The organism is Streptomyces sp. CNX435, assembly GCF_059570575.1.
Genome location: NZ_JCANTA010000012.1, coordinates 155,163 through 180,772, shown reverse-complemented (window position 1 = coordinate 180,772; position 25,610 = coordinate 155,163). Strand labels below are relative to the sequence as shown.

Annotated in this window: 20 protein-coding genes; 12 read left to right on the top strand and 8 right to left on the bottom strand. The window is 73.6% G+C overall.

The window, feature by feature from the left end; genetic code table 11:
* Positions 1-53 precede the first annotated feature (53 nt).
* The 3 genes from T328_RS21080 to T328_RS21070 all read left to right on the top strand — a co-directional run bounded on the left by T328_RS21080 (position 54) and on the right by T328_RS21070 (position 4,193).
* Complete coding sequence (locus T328_RS21080) at positions 54-410, top strand: YciI family protein (protein ID WP_496497669.1); 357 nt, start codon at positions 54-56, stop codon at positions 408-410.
* Between the two features lie 73 nt (positions 411-483).
* Positions 484-1,785 (top strand): RNA polymerase sigma factor, encoded by a 1,302-nt coding sequence (locus T328_RS21075; RefSeq protein ID WP_496497668.1) that lies wholly within the window; start codon positions 484-486, stop codon positions 1,783-1,785.
* Positions 1,786-1,973: 188 nt separating this feature from the next.
* A complete protein-coding gene (locus T328_RS21070) occupies positions 1,974-4,193 on the top strand; it encodes an ATP-binding protein (protein WP_496497667.1) in 2,220 nt (739 codons plus the stop codon).
* 43 nt (positions 4,194-4,236) lie between these two features.
* On the opposite strand, the gene T328_RS21065 is transcribed toward T328_RS21070, so the two are convergent.
* Entirely contained in the window at positions 4,237-5,241 is a 1,005-nt protein-coding gene (locus T328_RS21065) for a sigma-70 family RNA polymerase sigma factor (RefSeq protein ID WP_496497666.1), read from the bottom strand.
* A gap of 152 nt (positions 5,242-5,393) precedes the next feature.
* Here T328_RS21065 and T328_RS21060 point away from each other — a divergent pair, with 152 nt between their 5' ends.
* Complete coding sequence (locus T328_RS21060; RefSeq protein WP_496497665.1) at positions 5,394-6,398, top strand: DUF6528 family protein; 1,005 nt, start codon at positions 5,394-5,396, stop codon at positions 6,396-6,398.
* A 75-nt stretch (positions 6,399-6,473) separates the two neighbouring features.
* On the opposite strand, the gene T328_RS21055 is transcribed toward T328_RS21060, so the two are convergent.
* A complete protein-coding gene (locus T328_RS21055; protein ID WP_496497664.1) occupies positions 6,474-7,244 on the bottom strand; it encodes a MerR family transcriptional regulator in 771 nt (256 codons plus the stop codon).
* A 258-nt stretch (positions 7,245-7,502) separates the two neighbouring features.
* Between T328_RS21055 and T328_RS21050 the strand changes: the two genes are divergently transcribed.
* Genes T328_RS21050 through T328_RS21040 form a run of 3 tightly spaced genes read left to right on the top strand, consistent with a single transcriptional unit; the run spans position 7,503 to position 11,043 of the window.
* Positions 7,503-9,041, top strand: coding sequence for a flavin-containing monooxygenase (locus T328_RS21050; protein ID WP_496497663.1), 1,539 nt, complete (start codon positions 7,503-7,505; stop codon positions 9,039-9,041).
* Complete coding sequence (locus T328_RS21045) at positions 9,038-10,147, top strand: alpha/beta fold hydrolase (RefSeq protein ID WP_496497662.1); 1,110 nt, start codon at positions 9,038-9,040, stop codon at positions 10,145-10,147. Before T328_RS21050 ends, T328_RS21045 begins: the two co-directional genes overlap by 4 nt.
* Positions 10,144-11,043, top strand: coding sequence for an SDR family oxidoreductase (locus T328_RS21040; RefSeq protein WP_496497661.1), 900 nt, complete (start codon positions 10,144-10,146; stop codon positions 11,041-11,043). The genes T328_RS21045 and T328_RS21040 overlap by 4 nt, the downstream gene beginning before the upstream one ends.
* A 169-nt stretch (positions 11,044-11,212) precedes the next feature.
* Here T328_RS21040 and T328_RS21035 read toward each other — a convergent pair whose 3' ends face one another.
* Positions 11,213-11,434 carry a hypothetical protein gene (locus T328_RS21035; RefSeq protein ID WP_496497660.1) on the bottom strand — a complete coding sequence of 74 codons (222 nt, stop codon included), beginning with the start codon at positions 11,432-11,434 and terminating at the stop codon, positions 11,213-11,215.
* A gap of 80 nt (positions 11,435-11,514) precedes the next feature.
* Positions 11,515-14,952 (bottom strand): S41 family peptidase, encoded by a 3,438-nt coding sequence (locus T328_RS21030; protein WP_496497659.1) that lies wholly within the window; start codon positions 14,950-14,952, stop codon positions 11,515-11,517.
* A 190-nt stretch (positions 14,953-15,142) separates the two neighbouring features.
* On the opposite strand from T328_RS21030, the gene T328_RS21025 reads away from it, so the two are divergent.
* The 4 genes from T328_RS21025 to T328_RS21010 are packed head-to-tail and all read left to right on the top strand — an operon-like array spanning position 15,143 to position 19,396.
* Positions 15,143-17,053, top strand: a complete 1,911-nt coding sequence (locus T328_RS21025; protein WP_496497658.1) for an energy-coupling factor ABC transporter permease — start codon at positions 15,143-15,145, stop codon at positions 17,051-17,053.
* A 3-nt stretch (positions 17,054-17,056) separates the two neighbouring features.
* A complete protein-coding gene (gene cbiQ, locus T328_RS21020) occupies positions 17,057-17,821 on the top strand; it encodes a cobalt ECF transporter T component CbiQ (RefSeq protein ID WP_496497657.1) in 765 nt (254 codons plus the stop codon).
* On the top strand, positions 17,818-18,564 hold the full coding sequence (locus T328_RS21015) for an energy-coupling factor ABC transporter ATP-binding protein (protein WP_496497656.1): 747 nt from the start codon (positions 17,818-17,820) through the stop codon (positions 18,562-18,564). Before cbiQ ends, T328_RS21015 begins: the two co-directional genes overlap by 4 nt.
* A 10-nt stretch (positions 18,565-18,574) precedes the next feature.
* Complete coding sequence (locus T328_RS21010; protein WP_496497655.1) at positions 18,575-19,396, top strand: MOSC domain-containing protein; 822 nt, start codon at positions 18,575-18,577, stop codon at positions 19,394-19,396.
* A 92-nt stretch (positions 19,397-19,488) separates the two neighbouring features.
* Here the strand turns inward: T328_RS21010 and T328_RS21005 are convergent, their stop codons facing one another.
* Positions 19,489-20,661, bottom strand: coding sequence for a hypothetical protein (locus tag T328_RS21005; protein WP_496497654.1), 1,173 nt, complete (start codon positions 20,659-20,661; stop codon positions 19,489-19,491).
* 346 nt (positions 20,662-21,007) lie between these two features.
* Here T328_RS21005 and T328_RS21000 point away from each other — a divergent pair, with 346 nt between their 5' ends.
* Complete coding sequence (locus T328_RS21000; protein ID WP_496497653.1) at positions 21,008-22,180, top strand: PQQ-dependent sugar dehydrogenase; 1,173 nt, start codon at positions 21,008-21,010, stop codon at positions 22,178-22,180.
* Positions 22,181-22,310: 130 nt separating this feature from the next.
* Here T328_RS21000 and T328_RS20995 read toward each other — a convergent pair whose 3' ends face one another.
* The 3 genes from T328_RS20995 to T328_RS20985 all read right to left on the bottom strand — a co-directional run bounded on the left by T328_RS20995 (position 22,311) and on the right by T328_RS20985 (position 25,555).
* Entirely contained in the window at positions 22,311-23,162 is an 852-nt protein-coding gene (locus T328_RS20995) for an EamA family transporter (protein ID WP_496497652.1), read from the bottom strand.
* Positions 23,159-23,662: a YbaK/EbsC family protein gene (locus tag T328_RS20990; RefSeq protein ID WP_496497651.1), complete on the bottom strand. Its 504-nt coding sequence runs from the start codon at positions 23,660-23,662 to the stop codon at positions 23,159-23,161. Before T328_RS20990 ends, T328_RS20995 begins: the two co-directional genes overlap by 4 nt.
* Positions 23,663-23,821: 159 nt before the next feature.
* A complete protein-coding gene (locus tag T328_RS20985) occupies positions 23,822-25,555 on the bottom strand; it encodes a penicillin-binding transpeptidase domain-containing protein (protein WP_496497650.1) in 1,734 nt (577 codons plus the stop codon).
* Positions 25,556-25,610: the final 55 nt, after the last annotated feature.

Here is a 25,610-nt window from a genome sequence, read left to right as displayed (position 1 = left end):
ATGGGCAGAAGGACGGCACACCGCCGCCCGTGACGAGATCGAGGAGACGCGCGATGCGCTACATGATGCTGATCGAGCCGGACCTGGAGCGCAGCCCCCAGGACGGGATGCCCAGCCAGGAGATCATGGACGAGATGGGCAAGCTGCTGGAGGAGATGACCAAGTCCGGTGTGCTGCTGGACACCGCCGGGCTGAAGCCCGCGGAGGAGGCCGTGCGGGTCACCTCCGACCGCGGGAGGCTGTCGGTGGTCGACGGGCCGTTCACCGAGTCCAAGGAACTGGTCGGCGGCTATCTGATCGCCCAGGTCAAGTCGAAGGAAGAGGCCCTGGAGTGGGCCAGCCGCTTCCTGAAGGTGCACGGTGAGGAGTGGGTCATCACCGTCGAGCTGCGGGAGATCATGGAGCCGTAGCCGATTGTGACGGCCCAGGTCAGGGCCGTCACGAGTTGCCTCCGGCCGGGCCGGGCTGTTCTGATGTGGGGCTGTGACGGCTTCGCAGGACGCCCGCGCCCGGCGGGCCACCGACAGCGCCGTGGCCGCGGTCTGGCGGATCGAGTCCGCGCGCATCATCGCGGGCGTGGCCCGTATCGTGCGCGACGTGGGCGTGGCGGAGGAGCTGGCGCAGGACGCGCTGGTCGCCGCGCTGGAGCAGTGGCCCGAGTCGGGCGTGCCCGACAACCCCGGCGCGTGGCTCACGGCCACGGCCAAGCGGCGCGCCATCGACCTCGTACGCCGCAAGGAGCGCTACGCCCGCAAGCTCGCGGAGATCGGCCACGACCTGGAAAGCCGCCGGCCGGACAGCGAGGCGCAGCTCGCCGCGGTCCTCGACGACGACATCGAGGACGACCTGCTGCGGCTGGTCTTCACGGCCTGCCACCCGGTGCTGTCCACGCCCGCGCGGGTGGCGCTCACGCTGCGGCTGCTCGGCGGGCTGACGACGGACGAGATCGCGCGGGCGTTCCTGGTGCCGGAGCCGACGGTGGCGCAGCGCATCGTACGGGCCAAGCGGACGCTGGCGACCGCGGAGGTGCCGTTCGAGCAGCCGCAGGGCGCGGAGCGGGCGGAGCGGCTGGCGTCGGTGCTGGAGGTCATCTACCTGGTCTTCAACGAGGGCTACTCGGCGACCGCCGGCGACGACTGGATGCGCCCGGGGCTGTGCGAGGACGCGCTGCGGCTGGCGCGGGTGCTGGCGGGGCTGATGCCGAAGGAGCCGGAGGTGCACGGGCTGGCGGCGCTGCTGGAGATCCAGGCGTCGCGGGCGGGCGCGCGTACGGGCCCGGACGGGGCGCCGGTGCTGCTGCTGGAGCAGAACCGCAGGCGGTGGGACCAGCTGCTGATCCGACGCGGGTTCGCGGCGCTGGCGCGGGCGCAGTCGCAGGTCGCGGCCGGGGCGCCGGGGCCCGGGCCGTACGCGCTGCAGGCGGCGATCGCGGCCTGCCATGCCCGGGCGCCGCGGGCCGGGGACACGGACTGGGGGCAGATCGTCCGGCTGTACGAGGCGCTGGCGCGGGTGGCGCCGTCGCCGGTGGTGGAGCTGAACCGGGCGGTGGCGGTGTCCATGGCGTACGGGCCCGGGGAGGCGCTGCGGATCGTGGACGGGCTCGCGGACGAGCCGGCGCTGAAGGACTACCACCTGCTGCCGAGCGTGCGCGGCGACCTGCTGCGGCGGCTGGGGCGGGCGGAGGAGGCACGGGCGGAGTTCGCGCGGGCGGCGGAGCTGACGCGGAACACGCAGGAGCGGACGCTGCTGCAGACCCGCGCGGAGTCCTCGCCGGACGGGCCATAGCGGGTGGGTCCGGCGCGTCTCCACCGCGGAAGTACCTGCGATTCGGGGCACTGGTGACACGACCGCCCAGCGTGCGACGATATATCCGTCTTGGATGACAGCGCTGGCGGCGACGTGCCGCACGAGATCACGGCATGCAGGGCGTAAGTTCGGCGACGCGGCCGCGCTGGGCTTACGGAGGCGTTGTGATGGCGACGGACGACCAGCGGGACGGGCCCGGGCCGGGCCGACCGACGACACGGAACGAGAGCACCGACACGTCGGTCGCGGGGCACCTGCTGCAGGCCGGATCGGTCACCGGCGGGGTGCACCTGTACGGGGTGCCGGACGAGGTGCCCGTGCCCCGGCAACTGCCCTCCGCGCCCAGGTCGTTCGTCGGCCGCGACAACGAGCTGGCGGTGCTGTCCGGCTCACTGGACCACGGCGCTCGGCCCGTCGGCGCGGTCACGATCTCCGCCCTGGCCGGCACCGGCGGGATCGGCAAGACAGCGCTCGCCCTGCACTGGGCGCACCGCAACATAGACCGGTTCCCCGACGGGCAGTTATTCATCGATCTGCGCGGCTTCGACCCCAGGAAGGCTCCTGTGCCCCCCGACGCGGCGCTGCACGCGTTCCTGCTGGCGCTGGGCGTCGACGCGCAGGCCATCCCGCCCGATCTCGACGGGAAGACCGGGGTGTACCGCACCCGGGTGGCCGGCAAGCGGATGCTGATCGTGCTGGACAACGCCGCCACCGCCGACCAGGCCGAGCCGCTGCTGCCCGGCAGCCCCTCCTGCACCGTGCTGGTCACCAGCCGCAGGATGCTCACCGCCCTGGGCACCCGCCACGGCGCCCGCCATGTGGCGCTCCCCATCCTCAGCCCGGAGGAGGCCCACGCGCTGCTGGCCGAACGCATCGGCGAGACCCGGCGGAACGCCGAGCCCGAGGCGGCGGCCGAGCTGATCCGGCTGTGCGGGTGCCATCCCCTGGCGCTGGCCCTCATAGCCAGCCGCGCCGACGGCGAACCGGACCTCTCCCTGACCGAACTGGTCGAGGACCTGCGTGACTCCGTCCTGGTCGCGCTGGAGGACGGCGGCGACCCCACCGTCAGCCTGCCCGACGTGCTGTCCTGGTCCCTGCGCGGCCTCACCGACCAACAGCGCACGGTGTTCGGGCTGCTGGGCATCGCCCCGGGCCCCGACATCAGCCTCGCGGCCGCCGCCGGCCTCACCGGCCTGCCGGGCCCGCAGGCGAAGAAGATACTGCGCGAACTGGGGCAGGCGTCGCTGCTGAACCAGCCGCTGGGCGGCCGGTACGCGATGCACGACGTGATCCGCGCCTTCGCCGCCGACACCGCCACAGGCGAGGCCGGCCTGGAACTGACCGGGAGGGCCCCCGACCTGACGCTGGCGAAGGAGGTGCGGGACGCGGCGCTGCGCCGGGTGACCGACTTCTACCTGCACACCGCGTTCGACGCCGCCCGCGTCCTGGCCCCCCACCGCAAGCCCGTCGAGCTCGAACCGTCCGTCCCCGGCTGCGGCGCCCTGCCGGTCCCCGACACCCGAGCGGCCCTGGCGTGGTTCGCCGCCGAGCATTCCTGCCTGCTGGCATCCCAGCGCACCGCCGCCGGTCTCGGCCGGTTACCGACCGTATGGGCCCTGGCCTGGGCCCTGCACACCTTCAACCGCAGGCAGGGACACCTCCAGGCCGAGGTCACCTCGTGGACCGCCGCCCTGAAGGCCGCCTCCGACCTCCCCGATCCCGCCACCCGCGCCCTCGCCCACCAGTACCTCGGTCGGATCTACGCCTACCTGAAGCGACACGAGGAGGCGAGCGAGCACCTGCGACGGGCCCTCGCCCTGGCCGAGGAGCGGCAGGACCCGGCGAACCAGGCCCACGCCCACATCCTGTTCTCGTGGGCATGGGAACAGCGGGGGGACGAGCGGCGGGCACTGGAAGCCGCCGAACGCGCCCTCACTCTCTACCGCACCCTCGGCGACCCGGTGTGGGAGGGCCGTGCGCTCAACCAGGTCGGCTGGTACGCCGCCCACCTCGGTGACTACGACCGGGCCCGCGAACTCTGCGAGGCCGCGCTCCCCCTGCATCACGACCGCTACCCCGCCGGCGAGGCGTCCACCCTGGACACCCTGGGCTACATCGGCCACTGCACCGGTCGCTACCGGCAGGCCGTCCAGCGCTACCGGCAGGCCATCGCCCTCTGCCGCGAACTCGCCGACACCTACTCGGCCGCCAACTTCCTCGGCAGGCTCGGCCATTCGCACGCCGCCCTCGGCGACCACGACCAGGCCCGCGCGGTGTGGCGGGAGTCGTTGGCTCTGTGCCGGGCCCAGCACCGCACCGAGGACGCCGAACGGCTCCAACGGCAACTGGACGCTCTCGGGCAGCCCTCCCACGGCCGGTCCGCCTAGGGAGGGTCACCCGCTACGAGAAGACAGATCCAGAAGAAACGCCCTAGTCCGCCAGCCGCAGCGGCAGGCCGAAGAGCGGGAACAGCCGGTCGACGTCCATGAAGTTGTTCAGCCCGGTGACCTTGCCGTCCGCTATCTCCAGGACCTGGAGCGCCCAGCCGCGGTGGCCGCCCTCGGGGTCCGGGTGGTACTGCGCGAAGGCCGGCATGCCGTTCGCCGAGCAGGGGACCAGTCGGGAGCCGCGGCAGACCGCACCGGTGCCGAGGAACCAGGTGCGGATGTCCTCCTGGCCCTTGAGCCACAGCGGCAGCGGGGGCATGGAGAGGACGACGTCCTCGCGCATCAGCGCCGTGAGCGCATCCAGGTCGTAGCGCTCGAAGGCGTCCACGTACCGCTCCAGGAAGCGCTGCTGGTCCGCGTCCAGCGGCTTGGCCGGCTCGGTGTCGGCCGGGGCCTCGGTGGCCAGGGTGGCGCGGGCGCGCTGCAGCGCGCTGTTCACCGAGGCCACGGAGGTCTCCAGCAGCTCCCCGACCTCACTCGCCTTCCACGCGAGCACGTCCCGCAGGATCAGCACCACGCGCTGCCGCGGCGGGAGGTGCTGCAGCGCGGCGACGAAGGCGAGCCGCACGGAGTCGCGCTGGGCCGCCACCTCGGCGGGGTCGCCGCCCTCGGGGAGGACCTTCGTGTCCGGCATGGGCTCCAGCCACGTGGCCTCCGGGAGGGCCGAGCCGAGGGCGGCCTCCGGGGACGTGTTGGCCGAGCCGGGGGAGGACAGGTCCATCGGGCGGGCACGGCGCTGCGGGCTGCCGTGCATGTCGAAACAGACATTCGTCGCGATGCGGTACAGCCAGGAGCGCATGGAGGCGCGGCCCTCGAAGCGCTCGAAACCCTTCCAGGCGCGCACCATCGTCTCCTGGACCGCGTCCTCCGCCTCGAAGGCGGAGCCCAGCATGCGGTAGCAGTACCCGGTCAGCTCGACGCGGTGGGACTCCAGGCGCTTCTCCACCGGCTCTTCTGCGGCGGTGTCCGCCACCGTGTCTCTGGTCACGTTTGCCATCGTACGGGCGGGCACCGACAACGGTCATGGGGTGCCACAGATGGGCAGAATTCACCGACCGGCCATCGCAAGGGCTTACTTCCCGCCGGCCCCCGTGGCACTGTGCGGATGATGTTGATCAGAGAACCCGATCAGGAGTGCCCATGACCGGCAGACCCACCCGTCGTACGGCCCTGCTCACCGCGCTCGGTGCGGGCGCCGCCGCCACCCTTCCCGCCGCCGCCGCGCACGCGGCCGGCGGAAGGCCGGCACCGCCCGTCGTCGTCACCGACCAGAAGTCCCGCCGCGTGCTCGTCCTCGACTCCCGGCAGCCGTGGGACTCGGAAGCCGCCGTGCGCTGGGCCTTCTCACCGGAGGGCGACGAGAGGTACGCGGACCTGGCGCCGCAGGCGAGCTGGACGTACGTCAACGAGGCCAAGGCCCGCCGTCGCGAGGGCCGTACCTACCTGCTCACCACCGCCTCCTTCGGCTTCGCCGCCGTCGTCGAGGTGCCCACCGGCCGCCGCTACTGGGCCGGTGCCCTCGCCGGCGGCACGGACACGGTCAACCCGCACAGCATCGAGCTGCTCCCCGGCGGCAACGTCGCCGTCGCCGGCAGCACCGGGGACACCATCCGCCTCTACACCGCCTCGCAGGGGCCGGCCGGCGACACGTACGTCGAGTACCGCTTCGACGACGCGCACGGGTTGCAGTGGGACGACAGTCGCGGCGTGCTGTGGGCGATAGGCCACGACGAACTGATCGCCCTGAAGGTCGGCGGCACCCCCGCCGAGCCCACGCTCACCCGCGTCGACGCCGTCGCCCTGCCGCACCCCGACGGCGTCACGGCCGGCGGCCACGACCTCAGCCCGGTGGTGAGCCGCCCCGGCCGGCTGTGGCTGACCACGAACCACGGCGTGTACCAGTACGTGATCTCCCGGCGCGAGTTCCGCCAGGACTTCGCCGGCGCCGCGCAGATCAGCCGGCGCAGTGTGAAGGCCGTCAGCGACGCCCGGGAGAGCGGCCGGGTCGTCACGACCGTGCCGGAGCCGGGTCTCGGCGAAACGTGGTGGACGACGACGGTTTCCGCCCACAACCCCGAGGGCGCGTACAAGCTCCCGGACGGCGGGATCTACAAGGCCCGTTGGTGGCAGGCGGAACCCCGGTGACCGAAGCCGGCCACCTGACGCCGGCGGCCGGGCCTGCGGTGACGGTGACGTCACGCCGGTGCCGTCACAGCCGGTTCAGGCTCCCGGCTCCTCGGCGGTGGACCCGGCGCGCGTGCGCCGCCACTCCTCGAACTCCCTGCGCACCCGCCGGTCCATCGCCATCGCCACCTCCGCCTCCAGCACCTGCATCGACACCGGCCGCAGCTGCTCCAGCGCGTCCGTCAGCCGCTCCACCTGCTCCGCCGTCAGCTCGCCGGCCGGCGTCCGCAGGACGTCGGCCAGCACGTGCTCGCGTATGAGCGCGGTGAACAGCTCGGCGAGGTCGTCGGCGTGCGCGCGCACCTCGCGGGCGGCGGCGAGCACCGCGGCCAGCGGTACGCCCTTGGCCACCAGCTTCGACGAGGCGTCCAGCAGCCGCCGGCTGACGTGGATGAACTCCTCGCCCTCCACGGCGACATAACCCATGTCGATGGACGTCGCCAGGTTCTCCGGGGAGGCCTCGCCCGCGAACCGGTCGGCCAGCTCCTCCGGCGTGATACGCACCGGGGTCTCCTCCGACCACGGCTTCGCCGGCGACTCCTCCAGGCCGAGCAGCTCGGCCGCGCCGCGCACGTCCCGGCCGCTCTCGAAGGCGGAGATCAACTCGGCTATGCCGCCGAGCGTGTGCCCGCGGTCCAGCAGTGCGGCGATCGTCCGCAGCCGGGACAGGTGGTCCTCTCCGTACCAGGCGATACGGCCCTCGCGGCGCGGCGGTTGAAGGAGCTTGCGCTCGCGGTAGAAGCGCAGGGTGCGGACGGTGATGCCGGCGTGCTCGGCCAACTCCTCCGTCCGGTATTCGCGTCCCACCGTCTCTCTCGCCTCCGCCGGTCCCTGGTCGGTTCGTCGTTCGGTCTGCCGTCGGTCTGCCGTTGGTCTCGCGTCGGTCCTCGCAGGTCTGTGCCGTACGCCCCGACCACCAGGGTAGGACCTCGCACCGACACCCCACCCGCGGGCGGAAGTCGATCAGGCCGGCCCCCTACCCATCGGTAAGAAGGGGGCCTACCCTCTCATCGTGCCAGTAAATGCTGGCGCAATCGCGACTCCACTCCTGGGAGGACGACGGCGATGACGCGCGAACACGTCAGGGTGGCGGTGATCGGATCCGGCTTCGGCGGCCTCGGCGCCGCCGTACGGCTGCGCCGCGAGGGGGTCACGGACTTCGTCGTGCTGGAGCGCGCGAGCGCGCTCGGCGGCACGTGGCGGGACAACAGCTACCCCGGCTGCGCCTGCGACGTCCCCTCCCACCTGTACTCGTTCTCCTTCGCGCCCAACGCCGAGTGGCCGCGTACCTTCTCCGGCCAGCGGCACATCTGGGACTACCTGGAGCAGGTCGCCGACGTCTTCGGCGTACGGCAGCACATCCGCTTCGACCACGAGGTGCGGAGCATCCGCTGGGACGACGACGAGCTGCACTGGGAGATCGAGACCGGGCACGGCGAACTCACCGCCGACGTCGTGGTCTCCGCCACCGGCCCGCTGTCCGACCCCAAGGTTCCGGACGTCCGCGGCCTCGACACCTTCCCCGGTAGGGTCTTCCACTCCGCCCGCTGGGACCACGACGTGCCGCTCGGCGGCAAGCGCGTCGCCGTGGTCGGCACCGGCGCCTCCGCCATCCAGATCGTGCCGTCCCTCCAGCCCGAGGTCTCCCGGCTCACGGTCTTCCAGCGCACCCCGCCGTGGGTCCTGCCGCGCGTGGACCGTGCCATCAGCGCCCCGGAGCGCTGGCTGCACACCCGCGTCCCCGCCACCACCAAGCTGCGCCGCGGCATCCTGTGGGGCATCCGCGAACTCCAGGTGCAGGCGTTCACCAAACACCCGGGCGAGCTGGGATTCCTGGAAGGTCTGGCCAAGCGGAACCTGGGCCGGGCGATCAAAGACCCCGGGCTGCGGCGCAAGCTCCTACCCGACTACCGCATCGGCTGCAAGCGGATCCTGCTGTCGAATGATTACTATCCGGCGCTCGCCCAGCCCAACGTCGACCTCGTCGCCTCCGGCCTGAAGAAGGTACACGGTTCGACCCTCGTGGCCGCCGACGGCACCGAGTCCGAGGCCGACGCGATCATCTTCGGCACCGGCTTCCACGTCACCGACATGCCCATCGCCGACCGCATCAAGGGCCGCGACGGCACGACGCTCGCGGAGGCGTGGGGCGGCGGCATGGCGGCGCTGCGCGGCGCGAGCGCGGCCGGCTTCCCCAACCTGCTGACGATCATCGGCCCCAACACCGGCCTCGGGAACAGCTCGATGATCCTCATCATCGAGGCGCAGCTGAACTACCTGGCCGACTTCGTACGCCACCTCGACCGGCTCGGCGGTTCCGGCCGTCCCGGCGGCCGGGTCGCGCTCGACGCGCGGCCGTCGGCGGTGAAGGACTGGAACGAGCGGGTGCAGGAGCGGATGAAGCGCACGGTGTGGAACACCGGCGGCTGCGACAGCTGGTACCTGGACGCGAGCGGGCGCAACACGACCGTGTGGCCGGGCACGACGAGCGAGTTCCGGAAGGTGACGAGGAAGGTGCACGTGGCGGAGTACGAGGTGCTGCGGCCCGGGACCGGGCAGGGGAAGACCGGCGCCGCGCGCCGGGGCGCGGAGGCCGTCCGGTGACCCGGCTCAGGCACGTCACCTCCGGCCCGTACGCCCCGCCCGTGCCCCGCCGCGAGCTGACCGCCGTCTCCGCCGACGGCACCCGGCTGCACGTCGAGGAGCATGGCCCGAAGGACGCGCCCACCGTCGTCCTCGCCCACGGCTGGTGCTGCTCGACGGCCTTCTGGGCGCCGGTCGTCCGGCAGCTCGCGCCCGGCCACCGCGTCATCGCGTACGACCAGCGCGGCCACGGCCGCAGCCCGGCCGGCGGCGACGGCTCGTACCACACCGCCACCCTCGCCGACGACCTCGGCGCCGTGCTCGACGCGGCGCTGGCGCCCGGCGAGAAGGCCGTGCTCGGCGGCCACTCGATGGGCGGCATGACGCTGATGGCCGCCGCGGGCCGGCCGTATCTAGGCGAGCGGGCCGCCGCGGTGCTGCTGTGCAGTACGGGCAGCGCGCGGCTGGTGCCCGAGTCGCGGGTGGTGCCGCTGCGGGCCCGGGCGCTGCGCTCCGCGGTGCAGCGGGCGCTGCTGGTCTCGCGGCTGCCGATGGGGCCGGTGACGCCGCTGTCGAAGAAGGTGCTGGGCCCGGCGATCCTGGGGCGCGGCGCCACCCCGGCGCAGATCGAGGCGAGCGTCCGTATCGTCTTCGCCACCCCGCGCAAGCCGCGCGGCTCGTGGGGGCGGGTGCTGGCGACGCTCGATCTGGACGCCGAGGTGGCGCGGATGCCGGTGCCGGCCGCGGTGGTGCACGGCGCCGCCGACCGGCTGACGCCGGTGCGGCTGGCGCGGAAGATCGCCGGGCTGCTGCCGGACTGCGCGGGGTTCACCGAGCTGGACGGGCTGGGGCACATGACGCCGATCGAAGCGCCGTACGCGGTCGCCGAGGTGCTGCGCGGGCTCGTACGCGACCACCTGGCGGGCGCGCCGGCGGCGGCGCAGGCTGAGGGTGGCGGCGAGACGGCCGGCGAGACGGGCGGCGAGACGGACGGCCGGCCGGTCACCGACGGGGCCGCCGGCAGGGCCGCCGGCAGGGCCGCCGGGAAATCCGCCGGGAAATCCGCCGGGAAATCCGCCGGGAAAGCCGCCGGGAAGGCCGTCGAGAAGGAGGAGGCGGGCGCATGAGCCGCGGACAGGGACTCCAGGGCAAGACCGCCGTCGTCACCGGCGCCGCCCGTGGCGTCGGCGCGCTCCTGGCGCGCCGGCTGGCCGCGCGCGGGGCGCGGCTGGCGCTGGTGGGGCTGGAGCCGGACGAGCTGCGGAAGGTCGCCGACTCGCTGCCGGGCGAGGCCGCCCACTGGCACGCGGACGTCACCGACCACGACGCGATGGCCGGCGCCGCCGCCGCCGTCGAGGAGCGCTTCGGCGGAGTCGACGTCGTCGTCGCCAACGCGGGCGTCGGCCTCGGCGGCCCGTTCCTCGACTCCGACGCCCGCTCCTTCGACCGCGTCATCGAGGTCAACCTGCTGGGCAGTGTGGCCACCGCCCGCGCCTTCCTGCCGGCGCTGGGCCGTTCGCGCGGCTACCTTCTCCAGATCGCCTCGCTCGCCGCGGTGACGCCCGCGCCGATGATGGCGGCGTACTGCGCGTCGAAGTCCGGCGTCGAGGCGTTCGCGCACTGTCTGCGCGGCGAGGTCGGCCATCTGGGTGTGGACGTCGGGGTCGGCTATCTCAGCTGGACCGACACCGACATGGTGCGCGGCGCCGACCAGGACGAGGTGCTGCGGGACATGCGGGCGCGGCTGCCGTGGCCGACGAACAAGACGTATCCGCTGGCGCCCGCCGTGGAGCGGCTGGTCGCGGGCATCGAGCGGCGGTCGCCGCACGTCTACGGGCAGTGGTGGCTGCGCGGCATGCAGTCGGTGCGCGGCGCGCTGCCGTCGGTCGTCACCGGTCCGCTGGGGCGGCGGGAGATGCGGAAGCTGGCGCCGCGGCTCGCGGCGACGCGGGAGGCGCGCGGCGGCCTGGTGGGCGCGGGTGGCGCGGCGGACGAGCGGGCGCGGGAGGCGCGGGGCACGTAGCGGCGGGCGGGGGCCGGCGCGCACGGCGCGGAGGGCAAAAGCCCGTACGCCGCACGCCCGTTCGCGCGTCACGGGCCTCCGCGCGCTCGTACGCGCCCGTGCGTGAGGCAACGGCGGAGGGGCGCACCCGCGGCGGTGCGCCCCTCGTGCGTGGTTCAACCGCGCCGTGTCAGGGCTGGTCCTGTATGTCCTCACGGTCCAGCCGCGTGCGCTCACGGTCCTGCTCGACGCCCTCCCGGGTGCGCTGCGAAGCGTCCTGGCCGGACTCCTGGCCGGGCTCCCGGCCGCGCTCACGGTCCTGCCGGGACTGCTTGCGCCCCTTCTGTGTGGCTTCCTTGGCCTTGTCGGCCGCGTCGCCGGCCATGTCCTTCGCCTTGTCGAAAGCGCCCATTCTGTTCATCACTCCTAGTGGGAGAGGGTGTTCGGGCCCTTCCTCAGGTTTACACATATGGCTCAATGCCGCATTTCGGGCTACGGCGAGCGCGGCGGCAGCGGCGGCCGGCTCCGGTCCGGCACGTCGCTGTAGTCCGGCGGCACCGCCGCCGGGTGCTCGCGCAGCAACTCCAGTGCGGTGGCGACCGCGACGTCCAGCTCAGAGGTCCGGCCCTCCGCCCAGTCCAGCGGGGTGCGCTCGGCGATGACGTCGGGCGGGACGCCGGCGTTCTCCACGCCCCAGCCGTACTCGTCGAACCAGGCCGCGTTCATCGGCACCGTGATCACCGTGCCGTCGCCCAGCCGGTGCCGGCCCGTCGTCCCGACCACCCCGCCCCACGTCCGCAGGCCCACCACCGGGCCGAGGCCCAGCAGTTTGAACGCCGCCGTGATCATGTCCCCGTCCGACGACGTGGCCTCGTCGGCCAGCGCCACCATCGGGCCGCGCGGCGCGGTCGAGGTGTACGAGACGGGCTGCGCGTTGCGCGTCAGGTCCCAGCCCATGATCGGGCGGGTCAGCTTCTCCAGCACCAGCTCGCTGATGTGCCCGCCCGCGTTGCCCCGTACGTCCACGATCAGCGACTCGCGGTTCATCTCCATCCGCACGTCCCGGTTGAACTGCGCCCAGCCGCTGGCGACCAGATCCGGGATGTGCAGGTAACCGCAGCGCCCCCCGCTCAGCTCGTGCACCACCGCGCGCCGCGCCGCCACCCAGTCCTGGTAGCGCAGCGGCCGGTCGTCCACCAGCGGCACCACGGCCACGCGGCGCAGCCGCCCCTGACTGCCCTCGATCGCGAACGTCAGCTCCACCGTCGTGCCCCCGGCCCCCGCCAGCAGCGGGTACGGGCCCGTGACCGGGTCGACGGCGCGGCCGTCGACGTGGGTGAGCACCGAGCCGTCCGGGATGCCGGTGCCGGCGAGCGGGGAGCGGGCGCGGGTGTCGGAGGAGTCGCCGGGCAGGATGCGGGCCAGCGCCCAGCCGAGGCCGTCGCGGGTGCGGACGAAGTTCACGCCGAGGAAGCCGATGGGCCGCTGGTAGTGCGGCGGGCCCTCGTTGCGGCGGGCGGCCGTGACGTACGCATGCGACGTGCCCAGCTCGCCCAGCACCTCGCGCAGCAGGTCCGCGAACTCGTCCGGCGAGGCCACCCGGTCCAGCAGCGGGCGGTACTGCGCCAGCACCGCGTCCCAGTCGACGCCGCACAGGTGCGGCTCCCAGAAGTACGCCCGGATGATCCGGCCGGCCTCGGCGTACGCCTGGTGCCACTCGGCGACCGGGTCCGCGGTGTGCAGCACGCGCCGCAGGTCGATGGAGACGGTGGAGTCCGGGTCCGCCCGGTCGCTCACCGGCATCGCGCGCAGCGAACCGCCGTCGTTGACCACCAGCCTGGTGCCGTCGCCGCTCACCGCGATCTCCGTCACCAGCGACGTCATCTCGGTGAGCCGGGCGGTGGAGATGTCGAAGTGCTCCAGCGTCGGCCTGCCCGAGGTGTCCGCCGGGTTGGCGAACGTCTCGCCCAGCGCGCCCGAGATCGGCCAGCGCAGCCACACCAGCCCGCCGCCCGCCACCGGCACCAGCGAGGAGTACTTCGACGCCGGCACCGGAAACGGCGTCACCCGGCTCTCCAGCCCCTCCGGCTCCACCAGCACCATGGAGGTCCCACCGGCCGGGTCCGGCGCCGGCGGCCCGGCCGGGTCCATCCCGCCGGCCGCCGGCCGGCCCTCGGCGGACAGCGCGAACGGCGAGGGCGTCGCGGGATGCAGCGGTACGAGGTACGGGCGGGAGCCCAGCGGGAACGACAGGTCGCCGGTGTGCACGTCGTACACCGGGTCGAAGCCGCGCCAGGAGAGGAACGCCAGGTAGCGCCCGTCGCGCGTGAACACCGGCTCCTCGTCCTCGAACCGGCCGTCCGTTACGTCCACGATCATCCGGTCCGCGATCCGGGCGATCTTGATCTGCCGCAGCGAGCGGCCGATGCCCGGGTGCGCCCAGGCCATCCACCGCGAGTCGGGCGAGAACGCCAGGTCGCGTACGGGCCCGTTGGCCGACCGGATCAGCTCGGTGACCTGGCAGTCGCCCGCCGCCTCCGCGGGCTCCAGCTCCTCCGCGGCCCGTACCGCCTCCGCGAACTGCTCCGCCACCTCCGCCGACATCGGCTCGTCCGCGTCCATCCGCTCCGGCACCCGTACCAGCAGCAGCCGCCCGTCGTGCGAGGCGATGGCGATGTGCCGGCCGTCCGGCGACGGCACCAGCGCCAGCACCCGGCCCAGCTTCCCGGCCGCGAGCCGCTGCGGCTCGCCGACGGCGCCGGTGCGCGGCAGGTCGGCGATCTCGACGGTGTCGTCGCCGTACGCGTCCGTGACGTACGCGACGCGGTTGGTGGCGCCCAGCATCTCCGGCAGCCTGATCCGCACCCCCGGGGTGTCGGTGATCGTGCGTGCCGGGCCGTCCCGGTGGGTCAGCCAGTACAGCGCGCCGCGCACCGCGACCGCGCTGGCCCGCCCGGTGGTGTCGACGGTCAGCGCCTGGACGTTGTTCTGCGCGGCCACCTGGTACGGCCGCCGCCCGGCCCGCGGGCTGCCGAGCCGGACGTCGAGGCGGCGCGGCTGCCCGGCGGGGCCGAAGTCCTCGGCGAGCCACAGCTCGCCGGCGCACTGGTAGACCACCCGCTGGCCGTCGGTGGCGGCGTTGCGGGCGTAGAACTCGGCGTGGTCGCTGTGCCGGCGCAGATCCGTGCCGTCGGGCAGGCAGGAGTAGAGGTTGCCGGTGCCCTCGTGGTCGGAGAGGAACGCGATCCGCGTGGCGGGGGGCGTACCGACGAACATCGCGCACTCCACGTGCCCGCCGATATCCGCGAGCAGCCGCTCGCCGTGCAGGTAGATGCGGCCGGTGGCGCCGCCGCGGTAGCGCTTCCAGGCGGCGGGCTCATGCGGCGGGCGGCCGGTCAGCAGCAGCGTCTTGCGGCAGCCGGACAGCTCGGCGACGGCGATGTCGTCGACCGGGCCCCAGGGCAGCCGGCGGCCCGGGGAGCCGTCGGTCGACACCAGGTAGGACCAGGTCTGGTACGAGAGCGGCTGGCCGTGCGAAGACACCGCGAGGATCTGCGGCGCCCCGTCCTCGCCGCCGCCCGGCGGCGTCCAGCCGCACACCCGGGTATCCGGGCTGCCCCAGTACGTCAGCCGGCGGGCCCCGCCGCCCTCCGCGGACACGACGTGGACCTCGGCGTCGAGGCTGTGCCAGCTGGTGAACGCGATGGACCTGCCGTCCGGCGAGAAGCGCGGGTGGCCGACGCGGGTGCGGTCGACGGTCAGCCGCCAGCCCCGCTCGGGCTTGGCGCCGGGGGCGGGCAGCGGGGCGAGCCACAGGTCGTCCTCGGCGGTGAAGCAGAGGAGGTCGCCGTGCAGGTGGGGGAAGCGGAGGTAGGGCAGGCCGGGGTCGGTCACGGCGGTGCTGTCGGAGCCGGCTGTCACAATCTCCATGTTTCGGGGCGTAAGGGGGTGCGGCAAGTCGGGCGAGAATTTTCGCGGGCCGGGTGCTGTTGCACTCTCTTTGCAATTGGTTTGTATGACCAGGTGCCTTCTTGTCGATACATATGGGCGAGCCGGGTATCGACGGGCTGGTATCGACGGGCTGGTATCGACGGGCTGGTTTCGACGGAGGGACGCCACCATGCATGTGCCCGACGGATTCATCGACGCCCCCGTGTCGATCGCCGCCGGTGCGGTCGCCGCGGGTGCCGTGGCCGTCGGCCTGCGCGGCGCGCGGCACGAACTGGCCGAGCGCACGGCACCCCTGGCGGGGCTCGTCGCGGCGTTCGTCTTCGCCGTGCAGATGCTGAACTTCCCGGTCGCGGCGGGCACGAGCGGGCACCTGCTGGGAGGCGCGCTGGCGGCGATACTCGTGGGGCCGTGGACGGCGGTGCTGTGTATATCCGTGGTGCTGCTGATGCAGGGGCTGCTGTTCGCGGACGGCGGGCTGACGGCGCTGGGCGTGAACATCACGCTGATGGGCGTGGTGACGGTGGTGGTGTCGTACGCCGTCTTCCGGGGGCTGCTCGGCGTGCTGCCGCGGGGCGGGGTCGGGAAGGGCGGAGTCGGGAAGGGCGGGGGCGGCCGGGGCGGACTGGGGGTGGCGACGTTCGTGGCGGCGGCGCTGTCGGTGCCGGCCTCCGCGCTCGCGTTCACGGGGCTGTACGCGCTGGGCGGCACGGCGGACGTGTCGCTGACGAAGGTGGCCACGGCGATGGTCGGCGTCCACCTCCTCATCGGCCTCGGCGAGGCGGCCATCACGACGGCGACGGTCGCGTCGGTGGCGGCGGTCCGGCCGGACCTGATCCACGGCGCACGGGGGCTGCGGCGCCCGCTGGAGCTGCGCACGGCGGTGGTGGCGCGGCCGGGCGCGGGTCCGGCTGCGCCGGGCACGGCGGGCGCGGATACGGCGGTACGGGGCACGGTGGCGTCCGCCGACGCAGGGAGCGGGAGCGGGGACGGTGGCGTGGGGGGCACGGGATCGGCGGCGGACTCGGCGGCGGGTGCGGGTGCGGCTGGGCCGGGTGCGGTAGCGGCGGAGGGTGTGGACGCGGCGGTACGGGGGGCGGCGGCTGCCGACGACGCGAGCCTGCCCGGCGAGGTGCCCGCGGCGTCGGCCGCGCGGACCGCGCCGGGCGCGACCGCCGACGGTGCTGCCGGCGGCCACGGCGGCCACGGCGGCCCGGAGGGCGCGCCGTCCGCCGCGGGCGCGCCCCGGGCGCGGTCGAATCGACGGGTCTGGGCCGGCGGTCTCGCCGCGTCGCTGATCCTCGCCGGGATCGTCAGCTTCTACGCCTCCGCCGACCCCGACGGACTGGAGAAGGTCGCGGGCGACGAGGGCATCGCCGAGGAGGAGAAGGAGCACGCGCTGTCCGACTCCCCGCTCGCCGACTACGGCGTCGAGGACGTCACCAATACCCGTGTCTCCGGCGGCCTCGCGGGCGTCATCGGCGTCACGGCGACGCTGGCGGTGGGCAGCGGGGTCTTCGTCGCGATCCGCCGCCGCGGCGGCTCCGCCGCGAGCCCACCCGCCGCCGGCGCAGCCGCCCCGGCGGAGGTGGCCGGCGGTGGGACACGTACGGCTACGCGCCCGGGGCGGGTGCCCGCCCCGGGAACCACCGAGGAATCCCTCGCCGCCGCGGCCACCACGACCAGGACGGCCACCGCCGGGACCACCGCGGGTGGATCCACCACCGCGGGCGGATCCACCACCGCCGGAACCACCGCTCGGCCCGAGGCCGGCGCTGGCGCGAGCGCGCGTCCGGGCCCGGCCGCCGCGCGCGGTGCCGTCGGCTCCACAGCGGCGGGGGCCGGTTCGTCCGGCGACCGGGGCCCCGGCCGGGGGCCGGACGCCGACCTGGGCCGTGGCCCGGACAGCGGCAGGGCTCCGGACGCTGGCGGGGCATCCGTCCGGCCCCCGGCCGGTTCGTCCGGCGACCGGGACCCCGGCCAGGGGCCGGACGCCGACCCGGGCCGTGGCCCGGACAGCGACGCGGACCCGGGTGCCGGCGGGACCGCCGACCAGTCCCCGGCCGCCCGCCGGGAGGGCTGACCGTTGTCAGCGGGGTACGCGCACAAGCTGTACCGGCACGGGGTCTCGCCCGTGCACCGGCTGCCCGCGCACGTGAAGCTCGTCGCCGCCTTCTGCTTCGTCCTCGTCGTCGTCGCCACCCCCCGCGAAGCCGTCTGGGCCTTCGGCGCGTACGCCCTGCTGCTCGCCGGCGTCGTCGCGGCCGCCCGCGTCCCGCCGGGGTTCGTGCTGGTGCGGCTCGCCTTCGAGGTGCCCTTCGTCGCCTTCGCCGTGCTCCTGCCCTTCGTCGCCGAGGGCCCGCACACCGACGTCCTCGGGCTCTCCCTCAGCGAGTCCGGCCTCTGGGGCGCGTGGAACATCCTCGCCAAGGGCACCCTCGGCGTCGCCGCCTCCGTGCTGCTCGCCGCCACCACCGAGCTGCGCGAACTGCTCCTCGGGCTGCAACGGCTGCGCATGCCCCCGCTGCTCGTGCAGATCGCGTCGTTCATGGTCCGCTACGGCGACGTGATCGCCGACGAGCTGCGCCGGATGCGCATCGCCCGCGAATCCCGCGGGTTCACCGCCCGCGGCCCCCGCCACTGGGGCGTGCTCGCCCGCACCGCCGGGGCCCTGTTCATCCGCTCCTACGAGCGCGGCGAGCGCGTCCACCTCGCCATGGTCAGCCGCGGCTACACCGGCACCATCCCCCTCACCGACCGGGCCGGGGCCACCCGCGCCCAGTGGTCGTCCGCCGCCGCGCTGCCCCTCGCCGCCCTCGCCGTGTGCCTGCTGGGATGGAGTCTCGTATGACACCACCGCCCCCCTCGCTGGAAGTCACCGGCCTCGCCTACGCCTACCCCGACGGCCACCAGGCCCTCTTCGGCATCGACCTCACCGTCGAACGCGGCGAGCGCGTCGCTGTCCTGGGCCCCAACGGCGCCGGCAAGACGACCCTCGTCCTCCACCTCAACGGCATCCTCGGCGGCGGCGCCGGCACCGTGCGCGTCGCCGGACTGCCCGTGGAGAAGCGGAACTTCGCCGAGATCCGCCGCCGCGTCGGCATCGTCTTCCAGGACCCCGACGACCAGCTGTTCATGCCCACCGTCCGCGACGACGTCGCCTTCGGCCCGGCCGCCGGCGGCATGCGCGGGCCGGAGCTGGAGGCGTGCGTCATGCGCGCGCTGGAGCGGGTCGGTATGGCGGAGTACGCCGACCGGCCGCCGCACCACCTGTCCTTCGGCCAGCGCCGCCGGGTGGCGGTCGCCACCGTGCTGGCCATGGAGCCGGAGGTGCTCGTGCTGGACGAGCCGTCCGCCAACCTCGACCCCGCGGCGCGCCGCGAACTGGCCGAGATCGTACGCTCCCTCGACGTCACCGTGCTGATGGTCACCCACGACCTCCCCTACGCCCTTGAGCTGTGCCCCCGCTCCGTCGTCCTCGGCGGCGGGCTGATCGTCGCGGACGGCGCGACCAAGGACCTCCTCCTCGACGAGGACCTGCTGGCAGCGCACCGCCTGGAAATACCCTTCGGCTTCGACCCGGGGCGGGCATAGGGTCCGGAGCATGCCCGAACTCCCGCCCGCGATACTGGCTCCGACGCCCTACCCCGTCCCGTCCGACGCCACCGTCGCCACGCTCCGACGCTTCCCGGTCAAGTCCATGCTCGGCGAACGGCTGCCGGAGCTCGTCATCGACGAGCGCGGCACGGTCGGCGACCGCCTCTGGGCCGTGACGTACGCCGACGGCAAGCTCGGCAGCGGCAAGAACTCCCGCCGCTTCCGCCGCACCGAGGGCCTGCTCCACTTCTCCGCGTCCTACGCCTTGCCCGCTTCCCCCGCTTCCCCCGCTTCCCCCGCTTCCCCCGCTTCCCCCGCTTCCCCCGCCTCCCCCGCTTCCTCCGCCGACGGCGCGGACCGTCCGCGCGTCGTCACCCCGGACGGCTCCGACCTGCGCGATGATGCCCACCTCGCCGAACTCCTCGGCGTGGACGTGCGGCTGGCCCGCGAGGACGCCGTCCCGCACTTCGACGCCTGCGGCGTGACGCTCATCGGCACCGCCTCCCTGCACGCGCTCGGCGACATCCTCGGCGACACCGAACCCGCCGACGCCCTCCGCTTCCGCAAGAACATCCTGCTGGACACCGACGAGCCCTGGATCGAGGAGGACTGGGTGGGCCGGGAGGTCGCCGTCGGCGACGGGGTGCGGCTGCGGGTCACCAAGCGCGTGAAGCGCTGCGTGATGACCACGATGGTGCAGCGCGACCTGCCGGAGGACCGCCGGGTGCTCAAGACGCTGACCGCGGACCGCGGGATGTGCATCGGCGTGGGCGCCGACGTCCTGGTCCCCGGCACCGTACGCCTCGGCGACCCGGTACGCCCGGTCTGAGACGGCTCCGCCCGGCCCCGTTCTGCCCCCTGCCCACCCCGGGCCTCAGCCCGGCCGCCTCCTCGCCCAGCCGTCTCCTCAGCCTGCCGTCCTCAGAACGCCGGCCCCGGGCCCGACGGCCCCATGCTCGTCGGCGGCGGCGGGTTCGCCGGGGGCGGCGGCATCTGCACGGCTATCGGCGACGGCGGCGCGTCGTGCCGCGGCGGCACGTAACCGCCCGGCGAAGGCGGCACGTACTCCCCGGCCTCCGCCTCCGGCGCGCGCAGCATCATCGCGATCACCGCGATTGATATCAGCGAGCCGCCGACGTAGGTGGCCAGGGCGAGCCAGCCCTCCAGGTCCTCGGTGTACGCGTCCCAGCCGAGAACGGGGATGGTCCGCTCGTCCGGGGCGACGTCCGGGTAGTCGGTGATCGTCATGCCGATCATGCGGCGGACGTTGATGTAGAGGTAGACCCCGAGGACCGTGATCGCCGCGCCGCGGACGACCGGCCGGCGCATCAGCGCCAGCGCGCCCACCACCATCAGCGACACCGCGAACACCGCTTCCCAGAACTCCGTGGAGCCGGCGAGCGCCGGGTAGTACGACTCGCCGGCGTTCACGAGCCCCTTGAAGTATGTACCGGCGTCGATCGAGTTCTCGCGGGTCAGCATGCGTACGATCCAGCCGACGAGCGCGAGGCCGAGCACCAGCATCAGCCCGCCGGAGATGACGTACAGCTGGGACCCGGGAGCCGGCACCCCCGCCGTCCCCGCGGCCGGCCGCTCGCCCGCCCGCAGCATCATCACGACCACCGTCGCCGAGAACAGCAGGGCGATCACCCAGCTGCTGATGATCGCGAACTCCAGGTCGTTGCCGCCGATGTACCACTGGCGGAATCGGTCGCTCGCCGCCAGTCCGATCAACTCGCGCGCGGCTGTGGCGAACATCGCGAACCCGCACATCAGCGCGGCCCCCCGCCCCGCCCGCCGGTTCAGCGCCGCGACCAGCCCCGTCACCAGCAGCGCCACCGTGAACGCCCACACATACGGGCTGAACAGCTCGGGCTCCAGCATGACGCGCGGGTCGTACAGCGCCTTGAGGAAGTCCTCGAACTCGGTGCTCACAGAGTCGAAGTCGTAGTAGATCCAGAAGATCACCGTGCGGCCCAGGGCCATGAGCAGCACCGCCGCGGTCAGATACGCGCCCAGGTGGCGCCGCGGCGCATGCCGGTCCGACGCCTGCGGCTCCGACTGCCATTTCGACCCTTGGTCGACTACTGCCATCGTGATCCCCCGTTGCCTCCCGTTGCGGAGATTCCATCCTGAAGGTGATCGCCCGCGGAAAACACCCCTGTGGATAAGTCCTGTTGCGTACTTGTCACGCCCCGGGGACCCCGTCGTGGAAGTCCGTGCGGGAGTCGTCGAGTTACCTGCTGTGCGGGGACACACGCCCGAGACGTACGGTGCTACCGTTTCCGTAGTGGGGCATTCCGCAGGCTTGGATCTTGCCTGCAGGGGCCTGGGTCCCGCGCCAGATCAAAGGATCTCGGTACGTGGTATGACCGCCCCCCCCACATGTGGAAGGAGGTTGGGGACGGGACCTCCCACGGGCACCCGCCCCCGGCTACCCATGAGTCGTGGAAAGTTATCGGCAATCGTCGCTCTGGGACTCGCGCTGACGACGTCCGCGGGCATTGCGCCGGCGACCGCCTCCGCGTCACCCGCCGCATCACAGCAGGTCCAGGTGGCGCTCACGCAGGTCGCCACCGCGTCCGCCCCCACCGCCGGCGCCGCCGGGCCGGACGGCACGGTCTGGATCGGCGAACGCGCCGGTGCCGTGCGGGTACTCGATGACCAGGGGCTGAGCGACCCGGTCATCGACATCACCGGCGAGACCACCACCGACGGTGAGCGCGGGATCGCGGACATCGAGTTCAACCCCGACTTCACCCGCTTCTACCTCTCCTACACCGACATCGACGGCCACAGCACGGTCGACGAGTTCGAGGTGGTCGACGGCGAGGTGCAGGCGGACACCCGGCGCACCGTCTTCTTCCAGGAACAGCCGGGCCCCGCGCACAACTCCGGTCACATCGCGTTCGGCCCGGACGGGATGTTCTACATCTCCCTCGGAGACGGCGACTACTCACCGGAAGGCGACCCGTACGACAATGCCCAGAACCTCGGCACCCTGCTGGGCAAGGTGCTGCGGATCGACCTGAGCGCCGGCGACCCGTACGGGATTCCGCCCGACAACCCGTTCGTCGACGTCCCGGGTGCCCGCGGTGAAATCTGGGCCTACGGCCTGCGCAACCCGTGGCACTTCTCCTTCGACGCCGAAAACGGCGACATGTGGATCGGCGACGTGGGCCACCTGGAGCGTGAAGAGATCAACCTCGCGCCCGCCGGAGCCGGCGGCCAGAACTACGGCTGGCCCCTCATGGAGGCCACCCGGCCGCACCGGGGCACAGAACCGCCCGATCACGCACCGCCGGTGCACGAGTGGCAGCACGGTCTCACCGGCTTCTGCGACTCGGTCACCGCCGGCTATGCCTACCGGGGCGAGGAGATCCCGGATCTGCAGGGCTCTTTCGTCTTCGCCGACTACTGCAGCGGTGATCTGCAGGCCCTCCAGGTGCAGAACGGCCAGGTGACCGAGGTGCTCGACCTCGGAGCCAACGCCGGCTGGGTGAGCACGTTCGTGCAGACGCGCGACAACGAGCTGTACGTGATCGACATGGGCGGCTTCGGCGGCGGCGGTGGCACTCCCACCGGTGCCGTCTACCGCATCGGTCCCGCCTAGCGGCACACGGGCGCCGCGGTCCGCCGTCGTCGGCGGCGTACCGCGGCGAACCGCGCCGCAACGCAGTGAACCGCGGCGTACCGCGTCGAACCGCGGCGCGAACCTGCGGCCCGGGCCGCCAGGCCCGGGTCTACGCCGGCAACAGCACCAGCGCGATCCCCGCCACCATCAGGCACGCCCCCACGATGCGCGGCCCGCCGAACCGCTCCTTGAAAAACACCGCCCCGATGGCCGCCCCGACCACGATGCTCGACTCCCGCAGCGCCGCTATCGGCGCCAGCGGTGCGCGCGTCTGCGCCCAGAGCACCAGCCCGTACGCCGAGATGGAGATCGCCCCGCCCAGCAGCCCGCGCAGCGCCACCGGCCGCAGCTCGCGTACCATCCCCGGCCCGCGCCGCACCAGCGCCGCCAGCGGGATCCACGGGCCCATCAGCAGCACCAGCCACGCCGTGTAGCCCATCGCGCTGCCGGACGCGCGGACACCGACGCCGTCGACGACCGTGTACGCCGCAATCGACAGCCCCGTCGCGAACGCCGCGGCCAGGGCCGGCCAGTGCGGGCGGGTGTCCGCCCCGCGCAGGCCCCACAGTGCGATGCCGCTCAGCCCGGCGCACGCCACCGCGACGCCCGCCGTCTGCCACAGGCCCAGCCGCTCGTCGAGGAAGAGGTGCGCGACGGCGGCGACGACCAGCGGGGCCGTGCCGCGGGCGATCGGGTAGACCTGCCCGAAGTCGCCCAGCCGGAACGACTGCATGAGCAACGTCATATAGAGGATGTGGATGGCGACCGAGGCCAGCAGCCACGGCCAGGCGCCGGCCGCCGGGAACGGCACGAAGAACACCGCGGTCCCCGCGATCAGCACGTCGCCGACGCCGATGAGCGCGAAGATGACCAACTGGTCCCTGACGCCGTGTGCGATGGCGTTCCACGAGGCGTGCATCACGGCCGCCGCGAGGACCGCCGCCGCTATGAGGGGCGTCACACCCCTTGCTCGCGCACCTCGCGCACCTCGGACACGTCGACGACTCTGCCGCCCGCGTGCGCGACGAGGTCCTTCGGCGCCATCGGGAAGACGGTGTGCGGGTCGCCCGCGGCGGCCCAGACCTCGCCGTGGTCGAGGAGCCCGCGGTCGGCGAGCACCGTCATCCGCGTCACGTGCCCGAAGGGCGGCACACCGCCGATGGCGTACCCGGTGGCCTCCCGTACGACGGCCGCGTCCGCCCGCCGGACGGCCCCGGCGCCCAACTCGGCCCGTACCCGCTCGGTGTCCACCCGCGAGGCGCCGTCCATCAGGACGAGCACCGGCGCGCCGTCCGCCGCGAAGACCAGGGACTTGACGATCTGGCTCAGCTCGCAGCCGATGGCCTCCGCCGCCTGCGCCGCGGTGCGGGTGGCGTCGGGGAAGCGGCGTACCGGCACGCTGAGGCCGAGTTCGGCGAGGGCGGCGGCGAAGAGCGGGTGGGCGGCGTCGGCTGTCGTCATGGGGGCGACGTTAACGTCAGATCTACGGGCCACGCGAACGCATTCCGGCCGCCGAGACGACCGTACGGCGACCCGCCCCGACCCGATTCGTACGGCGCCTGCCCGAGGGCGGAGAGCGCGGGACGCGTGCGCCGCGGTCCTCCGGTGCCGCCCCGGGGGCTATCCGTGCGCCGCCAGCACGTCCTTCACCAGCGGCCCCGCGAACTCCCCGCCGTGCCCGCTGTCCGGCACCATGGCCGCCGCCGCCAGGTCCCCGCGGTACCCGGTGAACCAGGCGTTCGTCTCCTCCTGCCCGTCCACCTCCGCCGAGCCCGTCTTCGCGCCCACGTCCCCGGTCAGCCCGCTCATCGCCTCCGCCGCCGTCCCGTACGACGCGGTCGCGGCCATCAGCTCCCGCAGCGACTGCGCGGTCTCCGGCTTCATGTTCTTCGGCGCGGTCGCGAACTGCCGCCCGTCCAGCTCCTGCGGCACCAGATAGGGCTGCTTGAACACGCCGGACTTCACGGTCGCCGACACCGACGCCATCGTCAGCGGGTTCATGCGCACGCCGCCCTGGCCGATCAGCGACGACGCCATCTGCGCGTCGGACTGCACCGGCACCGTGCCGTCGAAGGTGCTCGCGCCCGTCTGCCAGTTGAGCCCGATGCCGAAGACGTCCCGGGCGTGCTTCGTCAGGTCGTCGTCCTCCAGCTTCTCCGCCATCGAGATGAACGCGGTGTTGCAGGAGGCGGTGAACGACTCCGCGAAGGTGCCGCCCTTGATCGTGAACGACTTGTCGCCGACGTTCTCGAACTCCCAGCCGCCGTACGCCTTGTAGCGGGGGCACGGGTGCGGCTCGCTCGGCGCCGCCAGGCCCTTGTCCAAGAGCATCGCGGCCGTGATGACCTTCATCGTGGAGCCGGGCGCCAGCGAGCCCTGCAGCGCGGTGTTGAAGCCGTTGCCGGTCTGGTTGGCGACCGCGAGCACCTCGCCGGTGCTCGGCCTCAGCGCCACCAGCGACGCGCCGCCCTGCTCCGCGACGGCCTCCTCGGCGGTCTTCTGCACCTCGGCGTCCAGCGTCGTCTTCAGCGTGCCGGGCTTGCCCTCGGAGAGCACCAGCAGCGTCTCGGGCGCGCGCGCCTTCTCGTCGTCCTTCTTCCCGCCCTCGTCGTGCGCGCCGGCCGGCTCGGCGCTCTCCGTCCACACCTCGACGCCCGCGGTGCCGCCGGCCTTGGCGCCGTAACGTTCGCGCATGCCGTCGATGACAGGGCCGAGCGAGGGGTACTTCTCCGGGTCGAGCGCGGCGCCGTTGCGGTCCACGGCCTTGATCGGCGGGGCCTCGGCCGGGCCGGTGCGCAGCCGCTCGTCCCCGGCCAGCTTGGGGTGCATGACGGACGGTTCCCAGGCGATCTTCACCTCGCCCGTCTTCACGTCCCGTACGACCTCCAGGGCGGAGCTGTACGCCCAGGGCTTGACGACCTCCTTGAAGGACACCTCGGCGTCGACGCTGAACGGCACCTTCGTGCCTTCCGGCCGACCGGGCGTCAGCTTGACCTTCCCGACGCCCGCGTCCTCGCGGTACGAGGTGAGGCCGGCGAGCGCCGCCTTGCGGTCGTCCGTCATCCCGGCCGCGATCTCGGTCCTGCCGCCGGCCCAGGCGGTCAGGAAGTCGCCGGCCGCCTTGGTCGCCTCCTTGCGGCTAGGCGGCCCGGTCTTCACCGGATCGGGCGAGGCCGGCGCGGACAACGCGTTGCCGCTGTTCTGCGGTTCGTCGTCGCCGAGCAGGCTGTACGCGCCGAAGGCGGCGGCGCCGGCGACCGCGGCGCCCGCGCCGACGATCACCGCGATCCGGGTGCGCGCCGCTCTCGCCGACGCACTTGAGCCGGCATGTCTGCGCCGGTGGCTACCCGCCATCTGCCGTGCTCCCTTTTGCCCGCCCCATGACCATTACGACCCTGTGTCAAGCACA